At 61.4% G+C, this 26,976-nt stretch carries 26 protein-coding genes and 1 tRNA gene; 13 read left to right on the top strand and 14 right to left on the bottom strand.

What is annotated here, in order from left to right; translation table 11 throughout:
* The first annotated feature begins 24 nt into the window (after positions 1–24).
* Together glnL and ntrC are read left to right on the top strand one after the other, a co-directional pair.
* Positions 25–1,110 carry a nitrogen regulation protein NR(II) gene (gene glnL / locus KHP07_RS28775; protein ID WP_078046461.1) on the top strand — a complete coding sequence of 362 codons (1,086 nt, stop codon included), beginning with the start codon at positions 25–27 and terminating at the stop codon, positions 1,108–1,110.
* A complete protein-coding gene (ntrC, locus tag KHP07_RS28770; protein ID WP_069021257.1) occupies positions 1,107–2,543 on the top strand; it encodes a nitrogen regulation protein NR(I) in 1,437 nt (478 codons plus the stop codon). Before glnL ends, ntrC begins: the two co-directional genes overlap by 4 nt.
* Positions 2,544–3,165: 622 nt before the next feature.
* Here ntrC and KHP07_RS28765 read toward each other — a convergent pair.
* Positions 3,166–3,606, bottom strand: coding sequence for a hypothetical protein (locus KHP07_RS28765; protein WP_214498474.1), 441 nt, complete (start codon positions 3,604–3,606; stop codon positions 3,166–3,168).
* Here KHP07_RS28765 and KHP07_RS28760 point away from each other — a divergent pair.
* On the top strand, positions 3,605–4,060 hold the full coding sequence (locus KHP07_RS28760) for a tRNA (cytidine(34)-2'-O)-methyltransferase (RefSeq protein ID WP_003171120.1): 456 nt from the start codon (positions 3,605–3,607) through the stop codon (positions 4,058–4,060). The two genes, KHP07_RS28765 and KHP07_RS28760, sit on opposite strands and share 2 nt — an antisense overlap.
* 158 nt (positions 4,061–4,218) lie before the next feature.
* On the opposite strand, the gene secB is transcribed toward KHP07_RS28760, so the two are convergent.
* From secB to KHP07_RS28745, 3 genes are read right to left on the bottom strand one after another with little or no spacing between them, the layout of a single operon-like run.
* Positions 4,219–4,698, bottom strand: coding sequence for a protein-export chaperone SecB (gene secB / locus KHP07_RS28755; protein ID WP_010213875.1), 480 nt, complete (start codon positions 4,696–4,698; stop codon positions 4,219–4,221).
* A gap of 42 nt (positions 4,699–4,740) precedes the next feature.
* Positions 4,741–4,995, bottom strand: coding sequence for a glutaredoxin 3 (grxC, locus tag KHP07_RS28750; protein WP_010213876.1), 255 nt, complete (start codon positions 4,993–4,995; stop codon positions 4,741–4,743).
* A 1-nt stretch (position 4,996) separates the two neighbouring features.
* Positions 4,997–5,410: a rhodanese-like domain-containing protein gene (locus KHP07_RS28745; RefSeq protein WP_010213877.1), complete on the bottom strand. Its 414-nt coding sequence runs from the start codon at positions 5,408–5,410 to the stop codon at positions 4,997–4,999.
* A gap of 151 nt (positions 5,411–5,561) precedes the next feature.
* Here KHP07_RS28745 and gpmI point away from each other — a divergent pair, with 151 nt between their 5' ends.
* The 4 genes from gpmI (at position 5,562) to KHP07_RS28725 (ending at position 10,762) form a co-directional block, all read left to right on the top strand.
* Complete coding sequence (gene gpmI / locus KHP07_RS28740) at positions 5,562–7,088, top strand: 2,3-bisphosphoglycerate-independent phosphoglycerate mutase (RefSeq protein WP_078046459.1); 1,527 nt, start codon at positions 5,562–5,564, stop codon at positions 7,086–7,088.
* Positions 7,089–7,344: 256 nt separating this feature from the next.
* Positions 7,345–8,640 (top strand): murein hydrolase activator EnvC family protein, encoded by a 1,296-nt coding sequence (locus tag KHP07_RS28735; RefSeq protein ID WP_100491694.1) that lies wholly within the window; start codon positions 7,345–7,347, stop codon positions 8,638–8,640.
* A gap of 30 nt (positions 8,641–8,670) precedes the next feature.
* The gene (locus tag KHP07_RS28730; protein WP_078046457.1) at positions 8,671–9,987 is read left to right on the top strand and encodes a S41 family peptidase; all 1,317 of its coding nucleotides are present in this window, start codon (positions 8,671–8,673) and stop codon (positions 9,985–9,987) included.
* Position 9,988: 1 nt separating this feature from the next.
* Complete coding sequence (locus KHP07_RS28725) at positions 9,989–10,762, top strand: divergent polysaccharide deacetylase family protein (protein WP_099491323.1); 774 nt, start codon at positions 9,989–9,991, stop codon at positions 10,760–10,762.
* A gap of 51 nt (positions 10,763–10,813) precedes the next feature.
* On the opposite strand, the gene KHP07_RS28720 is transcribed toward KHP07_RS28725, so the two are convergent.
* The 7 genes from KHP07_RS28720 to KHP07_RS28690 form a co-directional block, all read right to left on the bottom strand.
* Positions 10,814–11,569: a substrate-binding periplasmic protein gene (locus KHP07_RS28720; protein ID WP_214498473.1), complete on the bottom strand. Its 756-nt coding sequence runs from the start codon at positions 11,567–11,569 to the stop codon at positions 10,814–10,816.
* 66 nt (positions 11,570–11,635) lie between these two features.
* Complete coding sequence (hisF, locus tag KHP07_RS28715) at positions 11,636–12,406, bottom strand: imidazole glycerol phosphate synthase subunit HisF (RefSeq protein ID WP_003171107.1); 771 nt, start codon at positions 12,404–12,406, stop codon at positions 11,636–11,638.
* Between the two features lie 9 nt (positions 12,407–12,415).
* Complete coding sequence (hisA, locus tag KHP07_RS28710; protein WP_003187784.1) at positions 12,416–13,153, bottom strand: 1-(5-phosphoribosyl)-5-[(5-phosphoribosylamino)methylideneamino]imidazole-4-carboxamide isomerase; 738 nt, start codon at positions 13,151–13,153, stop codon at positions 12,416–12,418.
* Positions 13,154–13,192: 39 nt separating this feature from the next.
* Positions 13,193–13,450: a DUF2164 domain-containing protein gene (locus KHP07_RS28705; RefSeq protein ID WP_078046454.1), complete on the bottom strand. Its 258-nt coding sequence runs from the start codon at positions 13,448–13,450 to the stop codon at positions 13,193–13,195.
* Complete coding sequence (gene hisH / locus KHP07_RS28700; RefSeq protein ID WP_016979116.1) at positions 13,451–14,089, bottom strand: imidazole glycerol phosphate synthase subunit HisH; 639 nt, start codon at positions 14,087–14,089, stop codon at positions 13,451–13,453.
* Entirely contained in the window at positions 14,089–14,682 is a 594-nt protein-coding gene (gene hisB, locus KHP07_RS28695) for an imidazoleglycerol-phosphate dehydratase HisB (RefSeq protein WP_017849940.1), read from the bottom strand. Before hisB ends, hisH begins: the two co-directional genes overlap by 1 nt.
* Positions 14,683–14,931: 249 nt before the next feature.
* Positions 14,932–16,593, bottom strand: a complete 1,662-nt coding sequence (locus KHP07_RS28690) for an OFA family MFS transporter (protein WP_078046453.1) — start codon at positions 16,591–16,593, stop codon at positions 14,932–14,934.
* A gap of 325 nt (positions 16,594–16,918) precedes the next feature.
* On the opposite strand from KHP07_RS28690, the gene KHP07_RS28685 reads away from it, so the two are divergent.
* The 4 genes from KHP07_RS28685 to KHP07_RS28670 all read left to right on the top strand — a co-directional run bounded on the left by KHP07_RS28685 (position 16,919) and on the right by KHP07_RS28670 (position 20,641).
* Positions 16,919–19,129 (top strand): AsmA family protein, encoded by a 2,211-nt coding sequence (locus KHP07_RS28685; protein WP_214498472.1) that lies wholly within the window; start codon positions 16,919–16,921, stop codon positions 19,127–19,129.
* The gene (gene mutY, locus KHP07_RS28680) at positions 19,126–20,193 is read left to right on the top strand and encodes an A/G-specific adenine glycosylase (RefSeq protein WP_078046451.1); all 1,068 of its coding nucleotides are present in this window, start codon (positions 19,126–19,128) and stop codon (positions 20,191–20,193) included. Before KHP07_RS28685 ends, mutY begins: the two co-directional genes overlap by 4 nt.
* On the top strand, positions 20,190–20,462 hold the full coding sequence (locus KHP07_RS28675) for an oxidative damage protection protein (RefSeq protein ID WP_100491698.1): 273 nt from the start codon (positions 20,190–20,192) through the stop codon (positions 20,460–20,462). The genes mutY and KHP07_RS28675 overlap by 4 nt, the downstream gene beginning before the upstream one ends.
* 103 nt (positions 20,463–20,565) lie before the next feature.
* Positions 20,566–20,641, top strand: a tRNA-Phe gene (locus tag KHP07_RS28670).
* Positions 20,642–20,796: 155 nt separating this feature from the next.
* Here the strand turns inward: KHP07_RS28670 and KHP07_RS28665 are convergent.
* Together KHP07_RS28665 and KHP07_RS28660 are read right to left on the bottom strand one after the other, a co-directional pair.
* The gene (locus tag KHP07_RS28665) at positions 20,797–22,389 is read right to left on the bottom strand and encodes an ArnT family glycosyltransferase (RefSeq protein WP_214498471.1); all 1,593 of its coding nucleotides are present in this window, start codon (positions 22,387–22,389) and stop codon (positions 20,797–20,799) included.
* A gap of 87 nt (positions 22,390–22,476) precedes the next feature.
* Entirely contained in the window at positions 22,477–23,442 is a 966-nt protein-coding gene (locus tag KHP07_RS28660) for an arsenic resistance protein (protein WP_214498470.1), read from the bottom strand.
* Positions 23,443–23,615: 173 nt separating this feature from the next.
* Between KHP07_RS28660 and KHP07_RS28655 the strand changes: the two genes are divergently transcribed.
* Complete coding sequence (locus KHP07_RS28655) at positions 23,616–24,569, top strand: alpha/beta hydrolase family protein (protein WP_214498469.1); 954 nt, start codon at positions 23,616–23,618, stop codon at positions 24,567–24,569.
* Positions 24,570–24,573: 4 nt separating this feature from the next.
* Positions 24,574–24,987, top strand: a complete 414-nt coding sequence (locus KHP07_RS28650; RefSeq protein WP_099491338.1) for a hypothetical protein — start codon at positions 24,574–24,576, stop codon at positions 24,985–24,987.
* 117 nt (positions 24,988–25,104) lie between these two features.
* Here the strand turns inward: KHP07_RS28650 and gabP are convergent, their stop codons facing one another.
* Positions 25,105–26,496, bottom strand: coding sequence for a GABA permease (gene gabP / locus KHP07_RS28645; protein WP_078046445.1), 1,392 nt, complete (start codon positions 26,494–26,496; stop codon positions 25,105–25,107).
* Positions 26,497–26,976 lie beyond the last annotated feature (480 nt).

The following is a 26,976-nucleotide window of genomic DNA, read 5'->3' as shown; positions in this document are numbered from 1 at the left end:
CGCCTTGCTCCAAAAGAGGTCCTGATGACCATCAGCGATGCACTGCACCGTTTGCTACTCGACAACCTGACCACCGCGACCATCCTGCTCAATGACGACTTGCGCCTTGAGTACATGAACCCGGCGGCGGAAATGCTCCTGGCTATCAGCGGCCAGCGCAGCCATGGGCAGTTCATCAGCGAATTGTTTACTGAGTCGGCCGAGGCGTTGAGCTCGTTGCGCCAGGCCGTGGAGCAGGCACACCCGTTCACCAAACGCGAGGCGATGCTCACGGCCCTCACCGGCCAGACCCTGACCGTCGACTATGCCGTAACCCCGATCCTCAGCAACGGCACCACCTTGCTGCTGCTGGAAGTGCACCCCCGTGACCGCCTGCTGCGCATCACCAAGGAGGAAGCGCAGCTGTCCAAGCAGGAAACCAGCAAGATGCTGGTGCGTGGCCTGGCCCATGAGATCAAGAACCCGCTGGGCGGTATTCGCGGCGCGGCGCAGCTGCTGGCCCGCGAGCTGCCAGAGGAACACCTCAAGGACTACACCAACGTCATCATCGAAGAAGCCGACCGCCTGCGGAACCTGGTGGACCGCATGCTCGGCTCCAACAAGCTGCCGTCCCTGGCAATGACCAACGTGCATGAGGTGCTGGAGCGTGTCTGCCAGTTGGTAGAGGCCGAAAGCCAGGGCTGCATCACCTTGGTGCGCGACTATGACCCGAGCATTCCCGATGTATTGATCGACCGCGAACAGATGATCCAGGCGGTGCTCAATATTGTGCGTAATGCGATGCAGGCCATCAGCAGCCAGAACGAACTGCGCCTGGGCCGCATCAGCCTGCGCACCCGCGCCCTGCGTCAGTTCACCATCGGCCATGTGCGCCATCGCCTGGTGACCAAGGTCGAAATCATCGACAACGGCCCCGGCATTCCTGCGGAACTCCAGGAAACCATCTTCTTTCCCATGGTCAGCGGCCGCCCGGACGGTACCGGGCTGGGCCTGGCCATTACCCAGAACATCATCAGCCAGCATCAGGGCCTGATCGAATGTGAGAGCCATCCTGGCCACACCACCTTCTCGATCTTTCTGCCACTGGAACAAGGAGCCCCATCGACATGAGCCGTAGTGAAACTGTCTGGATCGTCGATGACGACCGTTCTATCCGCTGGGTCCTCGAGAAAGCCTTGCAACAGGAAGGCATGACCACCCAGAGCTTCGACAGCGCCGACGGGGTGATGAGCCGCCTGGCTCGCCAGCAGCCCGACGTGATCATCTCCGACATCCGTATGCCCGGCGCCAGCGGCCTGGACTTGCTGGCGCGGATTCGCGAGCAGCACCCGCGCCTGCCAGTGATCATCATGACCGCGCACTCGGACCTGGACAGCGCTGTCGCCTCCTATCAGGGCGGCGCTTTTGAATACCTGCCCAAGCCATTCGATGTGGACGAGGCGGTGGCATTGGTCAAGCGCGCGAACCAGCACGCCCAGGAACAACAAAACCAGGAAGCCCCACCGGCCCTCACCCGCACCCCGGAAATCATCGGTGAAGCGCCGGCGATGCAGGAAGTGTTTCGCGCCATCGGGCGCTTGAGCCACTCGAACATCACCGTGCTGATCAACGGCGAATCCGGTACCGGTAAAGAACTGGTGGCCCACGCCCTGCACCGCCACAGCCCACGGGCAGCCTCGCCGTTCATCGCCTTGAACATGGCGGCGATCCCCAAGGATTTGATGGAGTCCGAGCTGTTCGGCCATGAAAAAGGCGCGTTCACCGGCGCAGCCAACCTGCGTCGCGGCCGCTTTGAACAGGCTGACGGCGGTACGTTGTTCCTTGATGAAATCGGCGACATGCCCGCCGATACCCAGACCCGGCTGCTGCGGGTGCTGGCAGACGGTGAGTTCTATCGCGTTGGCGGGCACACGCCGGTCAAGGTCGACGTGCGCATCATTGCGGCGACCCACCAGAACCTCGAAACCCTGGTGCATGCGGGCAAATTCCGTGAGGACTTGTTCCACCGCCTCAACGTGATCCGCATCCACATTCCGCGCATGTCGGACCGTCGCGAAGACATTCCCACTCTCGCCCGCCACTTCCTCAGCCGAGCCGCCCAAGAGCTGGCTGTCGAGCCGAAGTTGCTGAAAAGCGAGACCGAGGAATACCTGAAGAACCTGCCGTGGCCGGGCAACGTGCGCCAGTTGGAGAACACCTGCCGCTGGATCACCGTAATGGCGTCTGGGCGCGAAGTGCATATCAGCGACCTGCCGCCAGAGCTGTTGAGCCTGCCGCAGGACTCCGCCCCCGTGACCAACTGGGAGCAGGCGCTGCGCCAGTGGGCAGACCAGGCCCTGGCACGCGGCCAGTCGAGCCTCTTGGACAGCGCCGTGCCGGCGTTCGAGCGGATCATGATCGAGACCGCCTTGAAGCACACCGCTGGCCGCCGCCGCGATGCCGCCGTGTTACTGGGTTGGGGCCGCAACACCTTGACGCGCAAGATCAAGGAGCTGGGGATGAAGGTCGACGGCGGGGATGATGATGAGGGTGATGAAGGCTGACCCACCTTCTCTGATCCGCTAAAGATCCCCTGTGGGAGCGGGCTTGCCCGCGATAGCACCGTGTCAGTCACCCGATGTATGGCTGACACACCGCCATCGCAGGCAAGCCAGCTCCCACAGTTGTTTTGTGTTGGACCCAAGACTGTGCACCGCTTCAATGCACCATGAACCGGCATCGGGCACGAATCCAAGGCCCGAAACTACAGCCTCGTTGAAAAGAACCTAAAAGCCAAAAACACCAAAGCCCCGTATTCCGGGGCTTTGCGCTTTCTGCAGATTTTTTTGGCACAACCTGGCGACTCTGGCACGCGCCCTGCAATAACCCTTGTACTACCCAGTTTCGGGGACCTTGGTACAGGCAGGCCGAGAATCCCCTCTTTACATCCGGGGTGCTTGATGCGAACCGCGTCGCGCTCCACACCGCTTTGGGGAACCTCGGTACAGGCAGGCCGGGGATTCCCTCTTTAACACCGAAGCCTTCACGGCTTCACCCCGTTTTGGGAGCCCTGGTACAGGCAGGCCGGGAACTCCCTTCTTTACACCCGGGGCTTATGTGGCACAGCGCCCATAGCCCCAGCCCGTTTTGGGGACCTTGGTACAGGCAGGCCGGGGATTCCCTCTTTTATTCCTCCTGGAGATGGATCTCCAACCGCCAGCGGCCATCGGCCTTCTCACCCTTCCACTCCCCACGCAACGGCCGGGCCGCCACCAGGTTCAGCAGCAGGCCGCCATCGGTCTTGCGCACGCGCCAGTTCACGTCTTTTTCATTGACCTTGAGTTGCCCACCGGCGGCCTTGCCCTGTGCGTCGAACAGCAGCGCCACGGTGCCGTCGATATGCTCGCCGTGCAGCTTGGGCTCACTGTTGAACCACACCACCACGCCATCCCTTGCGGTCTCGACCTGTTGCAGTTCGATCGGGTCCGGGGTGGTCAGCCGGCCGATCATCAGGCCCACCATCATGCCGACAATCGCCAAAGAGCCCATGACCCGAGGCATAAGCTTCGGCCTTGGGTCCTCTTCGGGGGTAGAATGCAGCGCATCTTTGCCTTCGGAGCCGTGCATGTTTCACGTCATCCTTTTTCAACCAGAAATTCCGCCGAATACCGGCAACGTTATCAGGCTGTGCGCCAACAGTGGCTGCCACCTGCATTTGATCGAGCCGCTGGGCTTTGACATGGACGACAAGCGCCTCCGCCGCGCCGGGCTGGACTACCACGAGTACGCCACGCTCAAGCGCCATGCCGACCTCGCCAGCTGCCTGGAAAGCCTGGGCCACCCACGGCTGTTCGCGTTCACCACCAAGGGTTCGCGGCCATTCCATGATGCCAGTTTTGCCGAAGGCGACGCCTTCCTGTTCGGCCCGGAAAGCCGGGGGCTGCCGGCCGAGGTGCTCGACGCCCTGCCCGACGGCCATCGCCTGCGCCTGCCGATGCGCGAGGGTTGCCGTAGCTTGAACCTGTCCAACACCGTGGCGGTTGCAGTCTACGAAGGCTGGCGCCAGCTCGGCTTCAAATAACACCGCAAAACAAATGTGGAAGGGGGCCTGTGTGGGAGCCGGGCTTGCCCGCGATGCAGGCACCTCGGTGTGTCAGTCACACCACGGTGATGCTATCGCTGGCAAGCCAGCTCCCACACAGGCCCCCTCCCACATTGAGTACTGCGTCGGGTTCGAAATTACTGAACCGTCGAAGAACCTTCTTGTTGCATGCGCTGCAGCTCTTGAGCGTACAGGGCATCGAAGTTCACCGGAGCCAGCATCAGCGCAGGGAACGAGCCACGGGTGACCAGGCTGTCCAGGGTCTCACGGGCATACGGGAACAGGATGTTCGGGCAGAACGCGCCCAGGGTGTGGCTCATGGACGCTTCGTCCAGGCCCTGGATCAGGAAGATACCGGCCTGTTGCACTTCAGCGATGAAGGCCACTTCTTCGCCATTCTTGACGGTCACGGACAGGGTCAGCACGACTTCGTGGAAGTCGCCTTCCAGTGCCTTTTGGCGGGTGTTCAGGTCCAGCGCAACGCTTGGGGTCCATTCCTGGCGGAAGATGGCCGGGCTTTTCGGCGCTTCGAACGACAGGTCACGCACGTAGATCCGCTGCAGCGAGAACTGTGGAGCTTGGGCTTCTGCTGCTTCGGTGTTCTGTTGGTCAGTCATCGCAGATCCTTCTTGATCTTGGGGTCTTTTAGGGTTTAGGAGTCAGACGAGCAGCAACGCATCGAGTTTACCGGCGCGCTCCAGAGCGAACAGGTCGTCGCAGCCACCGATGTGCTTGGCGCCGATCCAGATCTGCGGCACGGACGTGCGCCCCGCCTTCTGGGCCATTTCGGCGCGCACCTGGGGTTTGCCGTCGACCTTGATCTCTTCGAAGGCAACGCCCTTTTTCTCCAGCAGGGCCTTGGCCCGCATGCAGTAAGGGCACCAATCGCTGGAATACACGACAACCTGGCTCATATCACTTCACCAGCGGCAGGTTATCGGCGCGCCAGCTGCTGATGCCACCGGACAGCTTGGCGGCGGTGAAGCCGGTCTTGAGCATTTCGCGGGCGTGGGTGCCGGCGTGCTGGCCTTGGGCGTCGACCAGGATGATGGTCTTGGCCTTGTGCTTTTCCAGCTCGGCCAGGCGCGCGATCAGCTTGTCCTGCGGAATGTTCAGGGCACCGACGATATGGCCGGTGGCGAAATCCTTGGCCGGGCGGATGTCCACGACAACGGCCTCATCCTTGTTGACCAGCGCGGTCAGCTCCGCCGTGCTCAGGCTGCGGCCACCGCGGCTCAATTCGTGAGCGATCAGCAGCGCCAGCAGGATGACGAAGGCACCCACAAGCAGATAGTGGGCAGTGGCAAATGCAATCAGGTGATCAACCATCAAGGAGGTTCCAGGGCGTTAAAATGGCGGTAAGTATACACAGCCGTCAGGGGGGGCCAACCCCCGTAAAGCGGTGACGTGGTCGGAACTTCGCTTTAAACTGCCACTCCCTTTTCAATTGTCTTCCTTTATTACCGCCGCGAGAGGATCTATGACTACTACGCCTAAACCTTTGGTCCTGATAATTCTCGATGGCTTCGGACACAGTGAAAGCCACCACGACAACGCGGTATACGCGGCCAAGAAGCCAGTACTCGACCGCCTGACCGCCAGCGTCCCCAACGGCCTGATCTCCGGTTCCGGCATGGACGTAGGCCTGCCGGACGGCCAGATGGGCAACTCGGAAGTCGGCCACATGAACCTCGGCGCCGGACGAGTGGTATATCAAGACTTCACCCGTGTGACCAAAGCGATCCGCGATGGCGAGTTCTTCGAGAACCCGACCATCTGCGCCGCGGTAGATAAAGCAGTAGCCGCCGGCAAGGCCGTGCACTTCATGGGCCTGCTGTCCGATGGCGGCGTCCACAGCCACCAGGACCACTTGGTCGCCATGGCCGAACTGGCCTTCAAGCGCGGCGCCGACAAGATCTACCTGCACGCCTTCCTCGACGGCCGCGACACCCCGCCGAAAAGCGCCCAGTCGTCCATCGAACTACTCGACGCCACCTTCGCCGCCCTCGGCAAAGGCCGCATCGCCAGCCTGGTGGGCCGTTACTTCGCCATGGACCGTGACAACCGCTGGGACCGCGTCTCCCAAGCCTACAACCTGATCGTCGACGGCCAGGCCGAATTCAACGCCGCCACCGCCCAGGAAGGCCTGGAAGCCGCCTACGCTCGCGGCGAGAGCGACGAGTTCGTCAAAGCCACCACCATCGGCGAGCCGGTCAAGGTCGAAGACGGCGACGCCGTGGTGTTCATGAACTTCCGCGCCGATCGTGCCCGTGAGCTGAGCCGTGTGTTTGTCGAAGACGGTTTCAAGGAGTTCGAACGCGCCCGCCAGCCGAAAGTACAGTACGTGGGCCTGACCCAGTACGCCGCCAGCATCCCGGCCCCCGCCGCCTTTGCAGCGGGCACCTTGGATAACGTGCTGGGCGATTACCTGGCCAAAAACGGCAAGACCCAGCTGCGCATCGCCGAAACCGAAAAATACGCCCACGTGACCTTCTTCTTCTCCGGCGGCCGTGAAGAGCCGTTCCCGGGTGAAGAGCGCATCCTGATTCCCTCGCCAAAAGTCGCCACCTACGACCTGCAGCCGGAAATGAGTGCGCCGGAAGTGACCGACAAAATCGTCGATGCCATCGACCACCAGCGTTACGACGTGATCGTGGTCAACTACGCCAACGGCGACATGGTCGGCCACAGCGGCAACCTGGAAGCCGCCACCAAGGCCGTGGAATGCCTGGACCTGTGCGTCGGCCGCATCGTCGACGCCCTGGAAAAAGTCGGCGGCGAAGCGCTGATCACCGCCGACCACGGCAACTGCGAGCAAATGTCCGACGAATCCACCGGCCAGGCCCACACTGCTCACACTACCGAACCGGTGCCGTTCATCTACGTCGGCAAGCGCGACTTCAAAGTGCGTGAAGGTGGCGTGCTGGCGGATGTAGCGCCGACCATGTTGATGCTGATGGGGTTGGAGAAGCCGGTGGAGATGACCGGGACTTCGATTCTGATTTGATTTCAACCACACCGCGCAACAGTGTGGGAGGGGGCTTGCCCCCGATAGCAGTGGATCAGCCAGCACCTATTGAGCTGACACACTGCAATCGGGGGCAAGCCCCCTCCCACATTGTTTTCGGCTGTTTGGAACATGTCTTTTTGCCATACCACTGCCACTCGGCACCTATCTTGCGTTCCAGCCCGAATTGGGCGTTTTTTTTGCCGCGCTTGGCGGGCATACTAGGCCGTCCATTTCCCTGGTGTCGCCCGCCTCTATGCTTCGCGCCTTGATTACCCTTGCTCTTGTCTGCCTGCTCCAACCGGCGTTTGCCGATGAGCGCGCACAAACCCAACAACAGTTGGACGCTACGCGTCAGGACATCACCGAGCTGAAAAAACTGCTCGGCAAGCTCCAGGAAGAGAAATCCGGCGTGCAGAAAGACCTGCGCGGTACGGAAACCGAGATGGGCAAGCTGGAGAAGCAGGTCCAGGAGCTGCAAAAAGAATTAAAGAAGAGCGAGTCGGAACTGGAGCGACTCGACGCTGAGAAAAAAAAACTCCAGAGCGCACGCGTTGAACAGCAACGCCTGATCGCGATCCAGGCCCGTGCCGCCTACCAGAACGGCCGCCAGGAGTACCTCAAGCTGCTGCTCAACCAGCAGAACCCCGAGAAATTCGCGCGCACCCTTACCTACTACGACTACCTGAGCAAGGCCCGCATGGAGCAGTTGAAAAGCTTCAACGAGACCCTGCGCCAGTTGGTCAACGTCGAACAGGAAATCGCCAACCAGCAATCGCAGCTGGAAGACCAGAAAAGCAGCCTCAACGCCCAGCGCGACGAGCTGGACAAGGTCCGCAAGGAGCGCCAGCTGGCCCTGGCCAAGCTCAATGACGACGTGAAGGCCCGCGACGCCAAGCTCCAGGCTCGCGAGCAGGACCAGGCCGACCTGGCCAAAGTGCTCAAGACCATCGAAGAAACCCTGGCTCGCCAGGCACGTGAGGCCGAAGAAGCGCGGCAGAAAGCGCTGATCGCCCAGCAGGAAGCCGAAAAAAAGCGCCAGCGTGAGGCCGAATTGGCTGCCACCTCGGACGCTCCGGCACCGCGCAAACCGGCACATTCAGCGCCTGGCCCGCTGGTTTCCAGTGCCGGCGAGTCGTTCGGCGGCCCTTTTGCTTCAGCGCGGGGCAAACTTCCATGGCCAGTTGATGGTCGATTACTGGCACGCTTCGGGGAAACCCGTGGCGATGACACCCGCGCCAAGTGGGATGGGGTGATGATCAGCGCCTCGGCCGGCAGCCAAGTACACGCCGTTCACGGTGGGCGCGTGGTGTTTGCCGATTGGTTGCGGGGCGCCGGTTTGTTGGTGATTCTTGACCACGGTAATGGCTATTTGAGCCTTTACGGCCACAATCAGACTTTACTCAAGTCGGCAGGTGATGTTGTAAAAGCCGGTGAATCCATCTCCACTGTCGGTAACAGTGGTGGCCAGGACACCCCGGCGCTGTACTTCGCTATTCGTCAGCAGGGTCGCCCGAGCGATCCCGCACAATGGTGCCGTTCCCAAGGATAGGGCTGCATCTACATTAGGAGTTCGTTCGACATGCTGCATTTGTCCCGCCTCACTTCGCTGGCCCTGACGATCGCCCTGGTGATCGGCGCGCCTTTGGCATTCGCCGACCAGGCCGCTCCGGCTGCACCCGCCGCCACGGCCGCGACCACCAAGGCACCGTTGCCGCTGGATGAGCTGCGCACCTTTGCCGAGGTCATGGACCGGATCAAAGCCGCTTATGTCGAACCCGTAGATGACAAGACCCTGCTGGAAAATGCCATCAAGGGCATGCTCAGCAACCTCGATCCGCACTCCGCTTACCTCGGCCCCGAAGATTTCGCCGAGCTGCAGGAAAGCACCAGCGGTGAATTCGGCGGCCTGGGCATTGAAGTCGGCTCCGAAGACGGCAACATCAAGGTGGTCTCGCCGATCGATGACACCCCGGCGTCCAAGGCCGGCATTCAGGCTGGCGATTTCATCGTGAAGATCAACGGTCAGCCTACCCGTGGCCAGACCATGACCGAAGCCGTCGACAAGATGCGCGGCAAGATCGGCCAGAAAATCACCCTGACCCTGGTACGCGACGGTGGCAACCCGTTTGACGTGACGCTGACCCGCGCGACCATCGTGGTCAAGAGCGTGAAGAGCCAGTTGCTGGAGTCGGGCTACGGCTACATCCGCATCACCCAGTTCCAGGTCAAGACCGGCGACGAAGTGGCCAAGGCGCTGGCCAAGCTGCGCAAAGACAACGGCAAGAAGCTCAGCGGCATCGTGCTCGACCTGCGTAACAACCCAGGCGGCGTGCTGCAGTCGGCGGTGGAAGTGGTCGACCACTTCATCACCAAGGGCCTGATCGTGTACACCAAGGGCCGTATCGCCAACTCCGAGCTGCGCTTCTCGGCCACCGGCAACGACCTGAGCGAAAACGTGCCACTGGCCGTGCTGATCAATGGCGGCAGCGCCTCGGCGTCGGAGATCGTGGCCGGCGCCCTGCAAGACCAGAAGCGCGGCGTGCTGATGGGCACCACCAGCTTCGGCAAAGGCTCGGTGCAAACCGTGCTGCCGCTGAACAACGAGCGCGCGTTGAAGATCACCACAGCGCTGTACTACACGCCGAACGGGCGCTCGATCCAGGCCCAGGGCATCGTGCCGGACATCGAAGTGCGCAAGGCCAAGATCACCAACGAGATCGACAGCGAGTACTACAAAGAGGCGGACCTGCAAGGCCACCTGGGCAATGGCAACGGCGGCGCCGACCAGCCAACCGGCAGCGGCAAGAAAGCCAAGCCGATGCCGCAGGACGATGACTACCAACTGGCCCAGGCGCTTAGCCTGCTCAAGGGCTTGAGCATCACCCGCAGCCGTTGATATGCGTTTTGCCCTGATCATCGCTGTGCTGTGCAGCCTGGCAGGCGTCGCCCATGCGACGCCTGCCGGCGAGCCCCACAAAGCCTACCTGACCCTCATCATCGACGACCTTGGGCAAAACCTGCCCAGGGATCGGCGTGTGCTGGCCCTGCCCGGGCCAGTGACCACGGCGATCATGCCCGACACGCCCCACGCCGCCGAATTTGCGCGCGAAGCGCACAAGGCCGGCAAGATCGTGATCCTGCACATGCCCATGGACCCGGCCACCGGACCGTTCGCCTGGCACCCCGACCTGCCCATCGAAGAGCTCGGCAAGCGCCTGGATGCGGCGTTCCAAGCCGTGCCCTTCACCGCTGGCATCAACAACCACATGGGCAGCCGCATGACGGCCCAGCCGGCCGCCATGGCCTGGCTGATGGCCGAGCTGCAGCGGCGCAACAAGTTTTTCGTCGACAGCCGCACCAGTGCACAAACCGTCGCCGCCGCCGAAGCTCAGAAAATCGGCCTGGCCCATGTTTCGCGGGACGTATTCCTGGATGACGAGCGCACCGAAGCAGCAATCACCACGCAATTGCAGACCGCGATCAAGCTGGCGCACAAGCAGGGTTCAGTGGTGATGATCGGCCACCCGTATCCGCAAACCCTGGCGGTGCTGGAGCGCGAATTGCCCAAGCTCAAGGCTCAGGGCGTTGACTGGATCGATATCAAGTTGATGATCAGCGTGCGCAGTAACCAGGCGATGGCCGGGCATGGCAAGAATGGCATTTACCGCTGACGGTCCACTGTAGGTGCTGCAAGCCAGCGCCTACAATGAGAAGTCGGCCGATTACAGATATTTCGCCATGATTTCGTCGACGACACCGTCTTTACGCAGTTGGTCCAGCGCGGCCTGCAGCTTGGCCACCAGTTCGTCCGGCACCTCCTTGTTCAGCGCGAGGTACAGCTGGGCACTGTTGAAACGCAACACCGTCCTGAGCCCCGTCACGCCAACCTGGCGCGCCAGGTAACGCCCGGCGGGATCGCCGGTGGCCCACAGGTCGATCTGGCCATCCAGCAACTTTTGCGCGTTGTCCTGATCACGTAGCACCACCAGCGGGTTGAGGCCCTGCTTCTCCAGGGTCTCGGCGATGGCATCGCCCTTGTAGGCGCCGATCTTGTAGCGGCGGGCATGCTCAAGGTCATCCAATTGGATCTTGCTGTCGGCCTTGGCCAGCAGCACCCAATCATCCGGGCCGATGGGGCCGACCCACTTGAACAGGGCCTCACGGTCCGGCAGGCGCGCCATCACGAACACGCCGTAGCCAGGTTTTTCCAGGGCGAGCTTGTAGATACGCTCCCATGGGAAACGCAGGGTGAGGTTGTATGAAATGCCGGCGCGCTTGAAGGTTTCGCGCACGATGTCCACAGCGATGCCTTCGATGTTCTCGTCCTTGGCGAAGTTCTTACCGTTTTTCGCCATGTTGTAGGGCGGGAAGTTTTCCGTCAGCAACACCAGGGAAGCGTCAGACGGTTCTTCGGCGTGGACCGAACCTGCCAACAGGAGGGATGTACTGGCGAGGGCGAGCAGCAGGTGCTTGAACATGTAAGTTACCGGAATCCATGGCAAGCGCAGAGAGTGCCGCGCGCCTGCCATGGTGTCCAGCAGCGTTTAGCGTACGACGATGCCGCGCGCCGCCATGTAGGCCTTGGCCTCGGGGACGGTGTATTCGCCAAAGTGGAAAATACTCGCCGCCAGCACCGCGCTGGCGTGGCCTTCGATCACGCCGTCGGCCAGGTGCTGCAGGTTACCGACGCCGCCGGAGGCGATCACCGGAATGCCCAGGGCATCGCTGATGGCGCGGGTTACGCCGAGGTCGAAGCCGTTTTTCATGCCGTCCTGGTCCATGCTGGTCAGCAGGATTTCACCGGCGCCCAGGCCTTCCATCTTCATCGCCCACTCTACCGCGTCCAGGCCGGTCGGCTTGCGGCCGCCGTGGGTGAAGATTTCCCAGCGCGGGGTTTCGCCCGGGCCTGAGACTTTCTTGGCGTCGATGGCAACCACGATGCACTGCGAACCGAAATGCTGCGCGGCTTCGCCGACGAACTCCGGGTTGAACACGGCTGCGGTGTTGATCGAGACCTTGTCCGCACCGGCGTTGAGCAGGTTGCGGATATCTTGCACGGTGCGCACGCCGCCGCCCACGGTCAGCGGGATGAACACCTGGCTGGCCATGCGCTCTACGGTATGCAGGGTGGTGTCACGGCCGTCGACGCTGGCGGTGATGTCGAGAAAGGTAATCTCGTCGGCACCTTGCTCATCGTAGCGACGGGCGATTTCCACCGGGTCGCCGGCGTCACGGATGTTCTCGAACTTGACGCCCTTGACCACGCGACCGTTGTCGACGTCCAGGCAAGGGATGATGCGTTTGGCCAGCGCCATGGTCAGTCCTCAGCCGTTGTAGGCATCGCAGTAAGCCTGGGCTTCGGCGACGTCCAGGGTCCCTTCGTAGATCGCGCGCCCCGTGATGGCACCGATGATGCCTGGGGCCTTGGCGTCCAGCAGCGACTTGATGTCGCCCAGGTTGTGGATGCCGCCGGAAGCGATCACCGGGATCTTGGTCGCAGCAGCCAGTGCGGCGGTAAACGGCACGTTGCAGCCCTGCATCATGCCGTCTTTGGCGATGTCGGTATAAACGATGGCGGAAACGCCGTCAGCTTCGAACTGCTTGGCCAGGTCGATGACCTGCACGGTGCTGATCTCAGCCCAGCCGTCGGTGGCGACGAAGCCATCCTTGGCGTCCAGGCCCACGATCACTTTGCCAGGGAAGGCGCGGCAAGCTTCGGCGACGAATGCCGGGTCTTTCACGGCCTTGGTACCGATGATCACGTAGCTGACGCCGGCCTTGACGTAGTGCTCGATGGTTTCCAGTGAGCGGATACCGCCGCCGATCTGGATCGGCAGGTTCGGGTAGCGCTTGGCTATCGCGGTGACCACCTCGCCGTTGACCGGCTGGCCTTCGAAGGCGCCGTTCAAGTCCACCAGATGCAGACGACGGCAGCCCCCTTCTACCCATTTGGCAGCCATGCTCACCGGATCATCGGAGAACACGGTGGAGTCTTCCATGCGGCCTTGGCGCAGACGGACGCAGGCGCCGTCCTTGAGATCGATAGCGGGGATAATCAGCATCTGGCAAACCTTATTCGAAATTCAGCAATGCTTGGGAAATCAGGGTTTCTCAAGCGACCACAGGTCGCTTTCGATGCTTTCGAACCTTTCTTTAAGGAGCGTCTGCGTGTCGAAAATCGCCCTGTTGTAATAATGCGGAGCCACTTCATTGGTGAACAGTTCGAGGATCTCGGCGACCTCGAACGAACCCAGCTTGAGCTCGAAGCGATCTTCCATAAAGCGCTTGATCTTGAGGGTAGCCTCACTCTCCTGTTCGGGCGTGAGGTTCAAGATCGGCTGCTTCGGCTTCCTGGCCATTTACCAGCGCCCGTCCCAGGCGGCGAAGTTCTGCAGCAATTGCAGGCCATGGGTATGGCTCTTCTCCGGGTGGAACTGCACGGCAAACCGCGAACCTTCGGCCAGCGCGGCGGCGAAGTCGACGCCGTAGTGCCCGCCGCCCACCACCTGGCCCGGCTTACCGGCGGCGATGTAGTAGCTGTGCACGAAGTAGAAGCGCGCCATGTCCGGCACTTCGTGCCATAGCGGGTGGTCCACGGTCTGGCGGACTTCGTTCCAGCCCATGTGCGGGACTTTCAGGTGTTCGCCGTCTTCATGCAGGTCTTTGCCGAAGAACTTCACCTGGCCTGGGAACAGGCCGATGCAGTCGACGCCGTCGTTCTCCTCACTGCTGTCGAGCAAGGCTTGCATGCCCACGCAGATGCCGAGAAACGGACGGTCCTGGCTGACTTCGCGCACCAGGCTGTCAAAGCCCAGGCGGCGGATCTCGGCCATGCAGTCGCGAATCGCGCCAACGCCGGGAAACACCACCCGGTCGGCTTCGCGAATCACGCTGGCATCGCTGGTGATCAGCACCTTGCCGGCGCCTACGTGCTCGAGGGCCTTGGCCACCGAGTGCAGGTTACCCATGCCGTAATCGATAACCGCGACCGTCTGCATTACAGGACGCCCTTGGTCGAGGGCATTTGCCCGGCCATGCGCTCATCCAGCTCTACAGCCATGCGCAGGGCGCGGCCGAAGGCCTTGAACACGGTTTCGATCTGGTGGTGGGTGTTGGTGCCGCGCAGGTTGTCGATGTGCAGGCTGACAAGGGCGTGGTTGACGAAACCCTGGAAGAATTCCTGGAACAGGTCGACATCGAAGCCGCCGACGGTGGCGCGGGTGTAGGGCACGTGCATCTGCAGGCCGGGGCGGCCGGAGAAGTCGATGACCACGCGCGACAGCGCTTCGTCCAACGGGACATAGGCGTGGCCGTAGCGACGGATGCCTTTCTTGTCGCCGATGGCCTTGGCAAATGCCTGGCCCAAGGTGATACCGACGTCTTCCACCGTGTGGTGGTCGTCGATATGCAGGTCGCCCTTACTGACGATATCCAGGTCGATCAGCCCGTGACGGGCGATCTGGTCCAGCATGTGCTCAAGAAAAGGTACACCGATATCAAATCGGGCCTTTCCGGTGCCATCCAGGTTGATCGAGGCTTTGATCTGGGTTTCCAGAGTGTCGCGCTCGACGGACGCCTTACGTTCGGCCATCACCAGCTCCGCAAAATCATTGGGCGAAAAAGGCAGCCATTATAGGGGCGCGGGCGCTAAACAGAAACATCGGAGGGGATAAGACTGATGGAGTGTCGGGGATAGACATGTGCATACATGTGAGAACCAGCTTTTGTGGAGCTGGCTTGCCTGCGATGCAGGCACCTCGGCTTTTCAGTTGCACCGAGGTGATGCCATCGCGGGCAAGCCCGGCTCCCACAGGAACCGCGCCCACAAAATTTTACGGTGTTAGTGGAACAGGACTGCGGTCTTCTGCAGGGTCACCCACACACCCCACGCCAACGGAATACCCACCACCAGCCAGGCGGCGATAGCCAATGGCACGGTACCGGAGGCTGCCTTCCACTCCAGGGAAGTGGTGGCATCGGCGCCTTTGTCATGGCCCAGCGCCTGTTCGGCGGCCAGTTCGGCGTCGGTCATGAAGTACTTGTCGGCCACCGGGCGGACCATCAGGTTGCAGAGGAAACCCAGCACCAGCAGGCCAGCCAGGATGTACAGGGTGATGTCGTACGCAGCTGCACGCTCGACGCCGATGCTCAGTTGATACTCACGCAGGTAGTTAACCAGCACCGGACCCAGTACACCGGCCGCGGCCCAGGCGGTCAGCAGGCGACCATGGATCGCGCCAACCATCTGGGTGCCGAACAGGTCGGCCAGGTAAGCCGGAACGGTCGCAAAACCACCGCCGTACATCGACAGGATGATGCAGAACGCCGCCACGAACAGCGCCACGTTGCCCAGGTGCCCCAGGTTCGGGATCAGCGCATACAGGGCAAAGCCCAGGGCGAAGAACACGAAGTAGGTGTTTTTACGGCCCAGGTAGTCGGAGAACGACGCCCAGAAGAACCGACCACCGATGTTGAACAGGCTCAACAGACCGGTGAAACCTGCCGCGATGGCCGCGATAGAGGCCAGTTGACCGGCATCCAGCTGACCAAACGGCACATCCACACCCAGCAACTTGCCGCCGAACACTTCCTGCAGCAGTGGCGAAGCCATGCCGAGGATGCCGATACCGGCGGAAACGTTCAGGCACAGCACCAGCCATACCAGGCGGAATTGCGGGGTTTTCCACGCTACGTTCACGTGGACGTGACGGTGGGTGATCATCGCGTTGCTGGCTTTTTTCGCCGGGGCGGTCCAGCCCTCAGGCTTCCAGCCAGTCGGTGGAACGCGGTACAGCAATGCGCCGCCGATCATGAACACAAAGTAGATTGCCGCCATCACCACGAAGCTCTGCCATACGCCCACGCTGGTTGGCGTCGCGAAGTGGCCCATCAGCGCTGCGGCCAGGGGAGCACCGACCATCGCGCCGCCGCCAAAGCCCATGATCGCCATACCGGTGGCCATGCCGCGCTTGTCCGGGAACCACTTGATCAGGGTCGATACGGGCGAGATATAGCCCAGGCCCAGGCCGATACCGCCAATGACCCCGGAGCCGATCCACATCAGCCAGATCTGGTGGGTATAGATACCCAACGCCGAGATCAGCAGGCCGCCGCACCAGCACAGTGCCGACACGACGCCAGCCTTGCGTGGCCCGGCATGTTCCAGCCAGCCGCCCCAGATCGCTGCCGAGCAGCCCAGGAAGATGAAGAACAGGGTGTAGATCCAGCCCAGCATGGAGATGGGCCAGTCGCATTGGGACGAGAAGACTTGGGCGATGAAGCCCATGTCCGGCGCGCAGGCGAGCGGTTTGGTGATACCCAGTGCCTTGGACAGTGGCAGCCAGAACACCGAGAAGCCATAGGCCATGCCGATGCACAGGTGGATGGCCAGGGCGGCCGGCGGAACCAGCCAGCGGTTGAAGCCGGGCTTGGCGATAATGCGTTCCTTGGACAGGAACGCAGGCTGTGCGGCAGTCGAACCCGCCGCAGTGCTAGTGCTCATTGGTGTTTCCCCCAGTTGTTAGTATGTGTCCGTCGGGCGCTCTCTCCCTCGGCCTTGCACGCAAAGCGTTGGCCGTTGTTGTTGAGTAAAGCTCCATTTGAACGCGACGCTATGTCGCAGAAGGCAGACGAACCTGCGCAGATTAGCACCTGTGGATGACAGAAAAACCAAACTGATATCACCTTTTTCAGGAAATCTGTTTTATTTGACGCCAGAAACCCGTTTCCCCGCCGTGGATACAATGTAACGATCAGGGCACTGACGTAGGCCGTCGGGCGTTATACTCTGCGGCTAAATTTTGAAATCGACATACAAGGACTCGCCCATGAAAGCGTTCGGCAAAATCCTGGGTCTGGTACTTCTCGGGCTGTTGCTGATCATTGTGGCTCTGGGTTTTGCCCTGACCCATCTCTTCGATCCCAACGACTATAAAGACGAGATTCGCCAGATTGCCCGCGACAAGGCCCACATCGAGCTGACGCTCAATGGCGACATCGGCTGGAGCCTGTTCCCCTGGCTCGGCCTTGAACTGCACGAAGCCAGCGTGGCGACCCTGACTGCGCCGACCCAACCTTTCGCCGACCTGCAGATGCTCGGCCTGTCCGTGCGCGTGCTGCCGCTGCTGCGCCGCGAAGTGCAGATGAGCGACGTGCGAGTCGAAGGCCTGAACCTGCGCCTGACCCGCGACAAGCAAGGCCATGGCAACTGGGAAGACATCGGCAAGAACGTGACCGAGGCGAGCGCTGGCAGCCCGGGTTCGGTTGAGCCGCCTCGCGAGGCTGAACCGGAGAAGCCGGCTAAACCCATCCGTCTGGACATTGATAGCCTGACCGTCAACAACGCCCGCGTTGAATACAACGATGAGCAGACCGGCAAGCAGTTCAGCGCCGAAAGCATTCAATTGAGCGCCGGTGCGGTGCACGAAGGCGCCAGCATCCCGGTGAAACTCACCGCCTTCTTCGGCAGCAACCAGCCGGTGATGCGCGTCAAGACCGAGCTCAACGGCAACCTGCGCATCCAGCGTGCGCTCAAGCGTTATCAGCTTGAAGACATGAAGATCACTGGCGAAGCCACGGGTGAGCCGCTGCAGGGCAAGACCGTGACATTCTCCACCCAGGGCCAACTGCTGGTGGACCAAGCGGCCAATATTGCCGAATGGACCAACATGAAGCTGTCGGCCAACCAGTTGCGCGCCCTGGGCGAACTGAAGGTCAACGACCTGGACAAGACCCCGCAGCTCAGCGGTGCCCTCTCCATCGCCCAATTTGACCTGGCCAAATTCCTCGACAGCGTCGGCCACCCATTGCCGCCGATGGCCGACGGCAGCCTGAGCAAGGTCGAGTTGGTCAGCCGCCTCAAAGGCACGCCGACCAGTGTGGCCCTGGAAGACCTGAACCTGAAACTCGACGGCAGCACCTTCACCGGCCGCGTCGCCGTGGACGATTTCGCCAAGCAATCCCTGCGCGTTCAGCTCAAGGGCGACACCTTCAACGCCGACAACTACCTGCCCGCCAAATCCGAATCCGCCAAGGGCGCCACCGCCGCACGCCAGGCCGAAGTGCAAAACAGCGAAGCCGGTGCCATGGCCGCCGGCGGCACCACGCCACTGCCCGACGCCCCGACCAAAGGGGCCTGGAGTACCGACAAACTGCTGCCATTGGCGCGTCTGCGCACGCTGGATGTGGAAGCCGACCTCGCGTTCGGCCAACTCACCCTGAGCAAGTTGCCGATCCAGAATGCCGCGCTCAAAGCTTCCGGCCTCGATGGTCAGCTCAAGCTCGACACCTTGAGCGGCGGTCTCTACAACGGCAGCTTCCAGGCCAATGGCACGCTTGATGTGCGCCAGGATATCCCCGTGCTTGCGCTGCAAAGCCGGATCAAGCAGGTGCCGGTCGAGCGCATCCTGCAAGCCCAGGGGCAAACCCCGCCGGTGAAAGGCCAGATCACCCTCGACAGCAACCTCACAGGCCGTGGCAATAGCCAGAAAGCCCTGATCGACAGCCTCAACGGCACCGCGAGTTTTGTGATCAACAACGGCGTGCTGCTCAACGCCAACCTTGAGCAACAACTCTGCACCGGCATCGCCCTGCTCAATCGCAAGACCTTGAGCAGCACGCCGCAAGGCAAGGACACGCCGTTCCAAGAGTTGAAGGGCAACCTGACCTTCCGTAACGGGGTCGCCAGCAACCCTGACTTGAAAGTGCGCATCCCAGGCCTGACCGTCAACGGTAACGGCGACGTCGACCTGCGCGTGCTGGGCATGGACTACCGCGTCGGCATCATCGTCGAAGGTGACCAGCGTGAAACGCCAGATCCCGCCTGCCAGGTGGGCGCCAACTTCCAGGGCATCGAAGTGCCGCTGCGCTGCCGTGGCCCGCTGGAACTGGGCGCCAAGGCATGCCGCCTGGACAAGGACGGCTTGACCCAGGTTGCCATCAAGGCGGCCGGCAACAAGCTCAGCGACAAGCTGGAAGAGAAGCTCGACAAGGTGAACCCGCAGCTTAAAGACGCGCTGAAGGGCCTGTTCAAACGATGAGAAACGAGCAATTTTCAGAAGCCGTACTCAATTGGTACGACCGCCACGGTCGCCATGACCTGCCCTGGCAACAGGGCATCACGCCTTATCGGGTGTGGGTCTCGGAGATCATGCTGCAACAGACCCAGGTGAGCACCGTGCTCAATTACTTCGACCGTTTCATGGCCTCGCTGCCGACGGTCGAAGCCCTGGCCGCTGCACCGGAAGACGAAGTGCTGCACCTGTGGACCGGCTTGGGTTACTACACCCGGGCGCGCAACCTGCAAAAGACTGCAAAGATTATCGTGGCCGAGTACGGCGGCGAGTTTCCCAAGGATGTCGAGAAGCTCACCGAGCTGCCAGGCATCGGCCTGTCCACCGCCGGTGCGATCGCCAGCCTGAGCATGGGCTTGCGTGCGCCGATCCTCGACGGCAACGTCAAGCGCGTCCTGGCGCGATTTACCGCACAGGAGGGCTACCCCGGCGAGCCCAAGGTAGCCAAGCAGCTGTGGGCCACTGCGGAACGCTTCACGCCCCATGATCGCGTCAATGCCTATACCCAGGCGATGATGGACATGGGCGCCACCCTCTGCACCCGCAGCAAACCCAGCTGCCTGTTATGCCCACTGGAGAAAGGCTGCGAAGCCCACATGCTCGGCCTGGAGACGCGCTATCCGATCCCCAAGCCGCGCAAGACTATCCCGCAGAAGCGCACGCTGATGCCGCTGCTGGCCAATGCCGAGGGTGCGATCCTGCTTTACCGTCGCCCTTCCACGGGCCTGTGGGGCGGCCTGTGGAGTTTGCCGGAGCTGGATGACTTGCAAGACCTGGAACACCTGGCCAACCAGCACGCGTTGGAACTGGGCACGCAGCAGGCGCTGCCGGGGCTGATACACACCTTCAGCCACTTCCAGCTCGCCATCGAACCCTGGTTGGTCCAGGTCGAAGAATCCGCCCATCACGTGGCCGAGGCCGACTGGCTCTGGTATAACCTCGCCACCCCGCCGCGCCTGGGCCTTGCCGCCCCGGTGAAAAAACTGCTGAAGCGCGCGGCCGACGTATTGAATGCAGGAGTGTCGTCATGACCCGCACCGTAATGTGCCGCAAGTACAAAGAAGAATTGCCAGGCCTGGAACGCCCGCCGTATCCAGGCGCCAAGGGCCAGGACATTTTCGACCATATCTCTGCCCAGGCCTGGGGCGACTGGCTGAAACACCAGACTCTGCTGATCAACGAAAAGCGCCTGAACATGATGAACGCCGAAGATCGTAAATACCTGGCGGGCGAGATGGACAAGTTCTTTTCCGGCGAGGAATACGCCAAGGCCGACGGCTACGTGCCGCCTGCTCAATAATTGATCAAAAACCGGGGTCGGCACGTAAGCGACGGTAATAATTAAATATTTTTTGAAAACTTGCTTGACGACCCCCTGAAAAACCCGTTTAATGCGCCCCGTTGCCCAGATAGCTCAGTCGGTAGAGCAGGGGATTGAAAATCCCCGTGTCGGCGGTTCGATTCCGTCTCTGGGCACCACCTTCAGCTTTCAGGTGGTGTCAACATCACGTGAAAGCAATCAAGAAACCCGCATAGTGCGGGTTTTTTGTTGCCTGTGATTTTTATCTCCGAGCAGCGTCCGCCGAACTCAATCGCAAACCGGGCGCCCTCCTCGTTCGACTCAAGCTGCCGATTCACTTCAGTAAAAATACCATCAGCGGGTTGTCATTCAACCGCCCTTCAAACCTTGGCGCCAACTGCTCCAGAGGCGTGCCTTTCAACAACGCGGTTTCCTTGCGCGAGACGATCACCCAGGCTGGCCGAGGCAAAGCTTCCAGTCGCGCGATCTCGCTGCTTGCGATGAACACCGGGTACTCATCGTGATCCAGGTTCATCACGTAGCGCACCGCCCAGGTGTCCCGGCCCAGGTTGATAAACACCAGCGGCCCCGGCTGAGCGCCTCGCAGCGCCTCGACTCGGCCGACAAATTGCCGGGTATCGAATTGCAGATCCTTCGCCGGTTCAACCACCGTCACCAACAGCAGCCATTGCGCGGTCAATGCGATCAGGCTGAGCCACACCAGCCGCCCCACCCGACGCCAGGCGATCAGTGCCGCGATCTGCAGCACCACCAGCCCGCCGATCAGCAGCGGTAGCGAAACGTCAGGCCAATAACCATGCTTCTGCCACCCATGCCGACAGACAAGGACTACAACCACGCACAACGCCGGCAGCGCTGCGACAAGCCATTCGTAGGTGCGACGCACGCCAACGAGCCAACCTTGCGCCTGGAGAAGCCCATAGGCGGCGACAGCGGCGAACATCGGCACCATGGGCAGGATGTAATAGGCGCGTTTGAAATGCGGCACCGACAGCCCGAGCAAAATCATCAAGCCGCAGGCCCCTAGCCGCACCACTAACTGCATATCGCCCGCGAACCGCTCGGACCAGCGATGACGCAGCGCAATCATTGTGGCCAGCGCCAACGGCACCACCGGGAAGTAGCGGTACAAACTCAGCTGGAAGTAGAAATAGAACGGCTCACCGGTCTCATCGAGGCGCCCGCCCACCTGCATCTTGAACACCTCATCGGCAAAGGCATCACCGCCACTGACGCGCGCCAACTTCACCAGCACCCACCAACAGGCCGCCAGCAATACCAGGCCCATGACACCGTGGATCAGCACCTGCCTGACCCGCTCACCAGGCTTGCCCAGTGCCCAATAGACGCAGACCACGCCACAGACCTCGATCAAGCCCAACGGCCCGCGTATCGCAAAGCCCAGGACGAACAGCGGGAACACCGCAAGCCGCCGCCAGCGTCCGCCGCTGTGCAGCAGGTAGAAACTGCCGACACACAACAACGCTACCATCTGGTCCAGGCACACCGACCGAGATTTTTCCAGCAACTGAGTGGTGAGCAAGGTCAATAACACCGTGAGCAGCGCCCACTGGCGATTCGCCGGGACCAGCAGGCGATACATCACCGCCACCACCCCAGCGGACGCCAGGGCGGTGGGCAATACGTTCGCCAAATGATTCGGCGCGCCAAACAGTCGGGCAAACAAAAAGCTGAAGAAGGTCGCAGTGCCGGGGTAATCCGCGTAGGGCTGCCCGTAGGTGGTCGGGAAAAAACTCGCGCCATGGCGAAACATTTCCTGCAGGAACAGCGCCCAGCGCCCGTCAAAACCCTGGGGCTGCTGATCCCAGATGCCGAAGGTGAACAACACAAGAGAAAACAGAAAAATGCCCAGTGACTCCAGGCGGAAACGGTTGCGGTGATCCATCGGTTGACCTGTCAGGTAAGGGGCGCCGACTTATGGTGCAGACCGCCCTGCTGAATAGCGCCTGAACAAACCTGAAGATTGCCGTTTTTACCGACCTGCGGGCCACACCCACCTAGGGATCAACCGAACGTAAATCAACTCACCAACGAGCTCGACCAAGGTTTGCAGGATCACCGCAGTCGCCGCCAAGCCACGCACATCCTCGGGCAGCGCCAGCGCCAAGGGCAGCACCACCAACGAGTTACGCGTCGAAGCGCTGAACGTCACCGCCCGCGCCGTAGCGGCAGGGAGCGCCAACAGCCGCGACGCCAGCGCACCCATCAGCGGCGCCAACAACAAAAAGCCGATATACACCGGGATCACCGGCAACAGCAGGCTCATATCCCGCACCACCGACGTGATGTGTGAGGCGATCACCACAAACAACACCAGCGCCATCGCCGGCACCGGCAACCACGCCCAGGCACTGCTCCAGACACTGACCATCGATGATCGCCGTGCCAGCGACACCGTGACCACCGCCAGAATCATCGGCACCACGATCAACAAGAGGAACGCCTCTACAAACAGCTGCGCCTGGACGACCACCTCGGATTGCGCGCCGAGCATCAGGCTCAAATAGAACGGCAACAGCGCCAACTGCAGCAGCAATAGCACCGGCGTCGCCGCCAGCATCAACCGCGAATCGCCCTTGCCGATGTGGGTGAACACCACCACGTAGTCGATGCACGGCGTCAGCAATACCAGCAACGCCCCCACCAACAGGACCGGGCGACCCACCAGGCTTTGGGTCAACGCCCACACCAGTAAGGGAACGAGGATGAAATTGGCCAGCAACAATGCCGACAAGAAACGCTTGTTGCACAAGCCTTGGCGCAGGTCCAGGAAGGGGATTTGCAGGAACATCGCGTACATCAGCACCGCGATAGCGGGGGTGACCAACGCGCTGAGGCCGTGGGCGAATGAGGGCGCGAGCAGGCCGAAGACGACGGCCAGCAGAACGGCGGCGAAATAGACCGGGATCTGGTTGTGTTCGAGGGCGTCGCGCGTCATAAGGCTGGCTCGGATGGATCATAAGGCCGACAGACTAAGCACCCAGGGCGGCAAGGTCGAGCACCCTGACAATCTGCGCAATCACGATACGCGAAATTTGTTAAGTTCGACGTCTTATAAAAAACGCGTGAGCCTGCACTCCCTCACCTGAGGCGCAAGGACCCAGTAGCCCTATGAACCTTCCAATCCCCCCCACCCTGGACGCTTTCCACGAGCCTGCCGCCGACGGCTACATGCTGGGCGGCTTTACCTGGCGCCACCCGCGCACCGACCTTGAACGTCCGGTCGTCATCATCAATGCCGCCACCTCCGTGCGCTGCCGTCACTACTCCCGCTTCGCCGATTACCTGTTCGCCAACGGCTTCGACGTCATCACCTACGACTACCGTGGCATCGGCGAATCCCGCAATGGCTCGCTGCGCGGCTTCAAAGCCTCGTGGTCGGACTGGGGTGTATTGGATTTCGAGGCGATGTTGCAGCGAGCACAGCGGGAATTTCCAGGACAGCCGATTGATGTCGTTGGCCACAGCTTCGGTGGCTGCGCGGCCGGGCTCGGGGCGTCGGGTGCGGTGATCCGGCGGATGGTGACCGTGGGCGCTCAGTTTGCGTACTGGCGCGACTATGCGGCGAGCGTGCGTTGGCGGATGTTCGCCAAGTGGCATGTAGCGATGCCGCTGGTGACAGCGCTGTGCGGGCACTTCCCCGGCAAGCGCCTGGGCTGGCTGGAAGACACACCCGCGGGCGTGGTACGAGACTGGAGCACGCCGTCGCCCAGGTATGAAACGCGACCCAGCGGGCGAGACCTGGGCGAACTGCCATTCAGCCGCGTGAAGGCGCAGATACTGGCGATCAGCATCACCGATGATCCCTTCGGAACCGTAGCTGCCGTTGAACGGCTACTGGGTTACTTCGACAGCAGTGAGTGCACTCACCTGCGCATCGCGCCTGAAGACATAGGCGAAAAGGAAGTCGGACATTTCGCATTTTTTCGCAGCGAGTATCAGGACCGGCTGTGGCCGATTGCGTTGGCGTGGCTGCAAAACGACCCATCAACTGCAGATACCCTTGGGATTTCCCCCAACCTGCGCTTCAATACTCCACTCAGACCCAGAACCCTAGGACGTTGAGCCCATGGCCTCGCCGAACAAGCAGCAAAAACGCGCCCACCGGGCAAAGGCCAAGGCCAAGCAAAACCGTACCCAGCGCGCCGTCGCGACCAAGCCGGATGCGTTTGCGGGTGACGACAGCCGCATCGACCTGGAGTCAGTGGATTTGACTGAGCTGTTTGTAGAGATGCGCACCGCAGGCGAGACCAGCCAGCAGGCGCTGTGCGCCGTATTCCTGGCCCATCCCTTGCTGGCACTGGTGCTGGAGCAGGAAGGCGAAGAGGAAGCCACCGACTTCATTCTTGCGGCATTGATCGAGTACCGGCAGTGGGCCACGGACACCGACGATGAAGCCGCCGCACTGGCGTGGATCGAGTCGCCGCAATTCCAGGCGGATTACGTTGCGGCCTCCCAAGCGCTGACCAGTTCGCAAGACTGACGCAGAACCAAATGTGGGAGCGGGCTTGCTCGCGAATGCGGAGTCAGTTAACAGATTCATCCACTGATACACCGCTTTCGCGAGCAAGCCCGCTCCCACATTTTTTACCGCACGCCGTCAGTTCAGTACGGCTGCACCCGCTCTCTGCGCCTTGCGCCGGCTGGACACAAACAACCCCGCCGCCACCACCAGCACGCTCAGCACACCGGTCGCGATGATCTCGACCCGGTGCGCTTCCTGGAACAGCATGATGGTCAGCGTACCGACGATGAACACCATCACCGCGTAGGTCAGGCCTGGGAACAGCCACATCTTGAAGACAATCTTCTCGCCCGCCGCCGTGCGTTTCTGGCGCATGCGCAGTTGCGACACGGCGATCACCAGGTACACCAGCAACGCGATGGCGCCGGAGCTGGCCAGCAGGAATTCAAATACCGCAGCCGGGGCCACGTAGTTGGCGAACACCGCCAGGAACGCTGCGCCGGTGGACAACAATACAGCCCAGTAAGGCGTGCCGCTCTTGTTGGTGCGCTTGGCCACGGCCGGTGCGTCACCGCGACGGCCCAGGGAGAACAGCATGCGCGAAGCGGTATACAGCGCCGAGTTCAAGCAACTGGTCACGGCGACCAGTACCACCAGGTCGACGATCAGCTTGGCGTTCGGGATGCCCATACGCTCAAGCACAGTCTGGTAGGAACCCACGGCCGCCAGGGTCGGGTCATTCCACGGCACCAGGGACACCACGATGAAGATCGACAGCAGGTAGAACAAACCAATCCGCCAGATCACCGAGTTGGTGGCCTTGGTGATTTGCTGGCCAGGGTTCTTCGATTCAGCGGCGGCAATGGTGACGATCTCGGTGCCCATGAACGAGAACATGGTAGTCAGGATCGCCGCAAGGACTGCACCCATGCCGTTTGGCATAAAGCCTTGGGTGTCGAACAGATGGGAAACACCGCTGACCTGACTGGTCGGCAGGAAGCCAAAAATCGCGGCCAGGCCCAGGATCACAAAGCCCACGATCGCCACGACCTTGATCAACGCAAACCAGAACTCGAATTCGCCGTAGTTCTTCACGCTGAACAGGTTGGTTGCTGTCAGCAGCAAGGTGATGATCAGGGTGAAGGCCCAGATGGCCACATCCGGGAACCAGGCGTGCAGGATGGTCGCGGCGGCGTTGGCCTCCAGCGGAATCACCAGCACCCAGAACCACCAGTACAACCAGCCGATGGTAAACCCGGCCCAGTGACCGATGGCGCGGTCGGCATAAGTAGAGAACGAACCGGTGTCCGGCGACGCCACGGCCATTTCGGCCAGCATGCGCATCACCAATACCACCAGCGTACCCGCCGCGGCGTACGCCAGCAGTACAGCCGGGCCGGCGGCAGCAATCGCGTGGCCGGAGCCGACAAACAGACCGGCACCGATGACGCCGGCAATCGACAGCATGGTGACGTGACGCGGTTTGAGCCCCTGTTCGAGGTCATTGGAGCTTTGCGTACTACTCATTGACACACCTTTGCGAGGAATTGCGAAAACGGTCGGCCCGGCCCGGGATCTTTCTCGTGAAAAGAAACCAACAGGGCGTTCTTTATTTTTTACGCAAGATTTGCGCCAAAATGTTACAGAGCCGCGATTGACGCGGGCTGTAGGACGATTCAACAACCGTCGCAAGTCATTGAGAACAATGGCATTCCGCTATAGCGTTACCGTGCGACCCACATATACGACGAACAAACGCACCATAAACACACACAAAAAGTACGTGACGCCCCACAAAAGGGCTGATATGCACCGTTTGCCCGGTTAACCCTTCCAACACCCGGCCAAAGCTGGCACCATCGCGCCCTTTTTTACGCGAAGCCTGTGGTATTTCGGGTTCAAACGGCTGTTCGGTTGTTGATGGCGCGACACGCTGCTGTGCCGATGCGACACCCTGCCGCACACCACCTGATTACCGCCCGCCACGCTGTTGGCTGCCGTCAAGAC

Source organism: Pseudomonas sp. VS40, assembly GCF_018587885.1.
Classification (GTDB): domain Bacteria; phylum Pseudomonadota; class Gammaproteobacteria; order Pseudomonadales; family Pseudomonadaceae; genus Aquipseudomonas; species Aquipseudomonas pergaminensis.
Note: the sequence above shows the minus strand (reverse complement) of the source record. Positions and strands in the feature narration are given on the sequence as shown.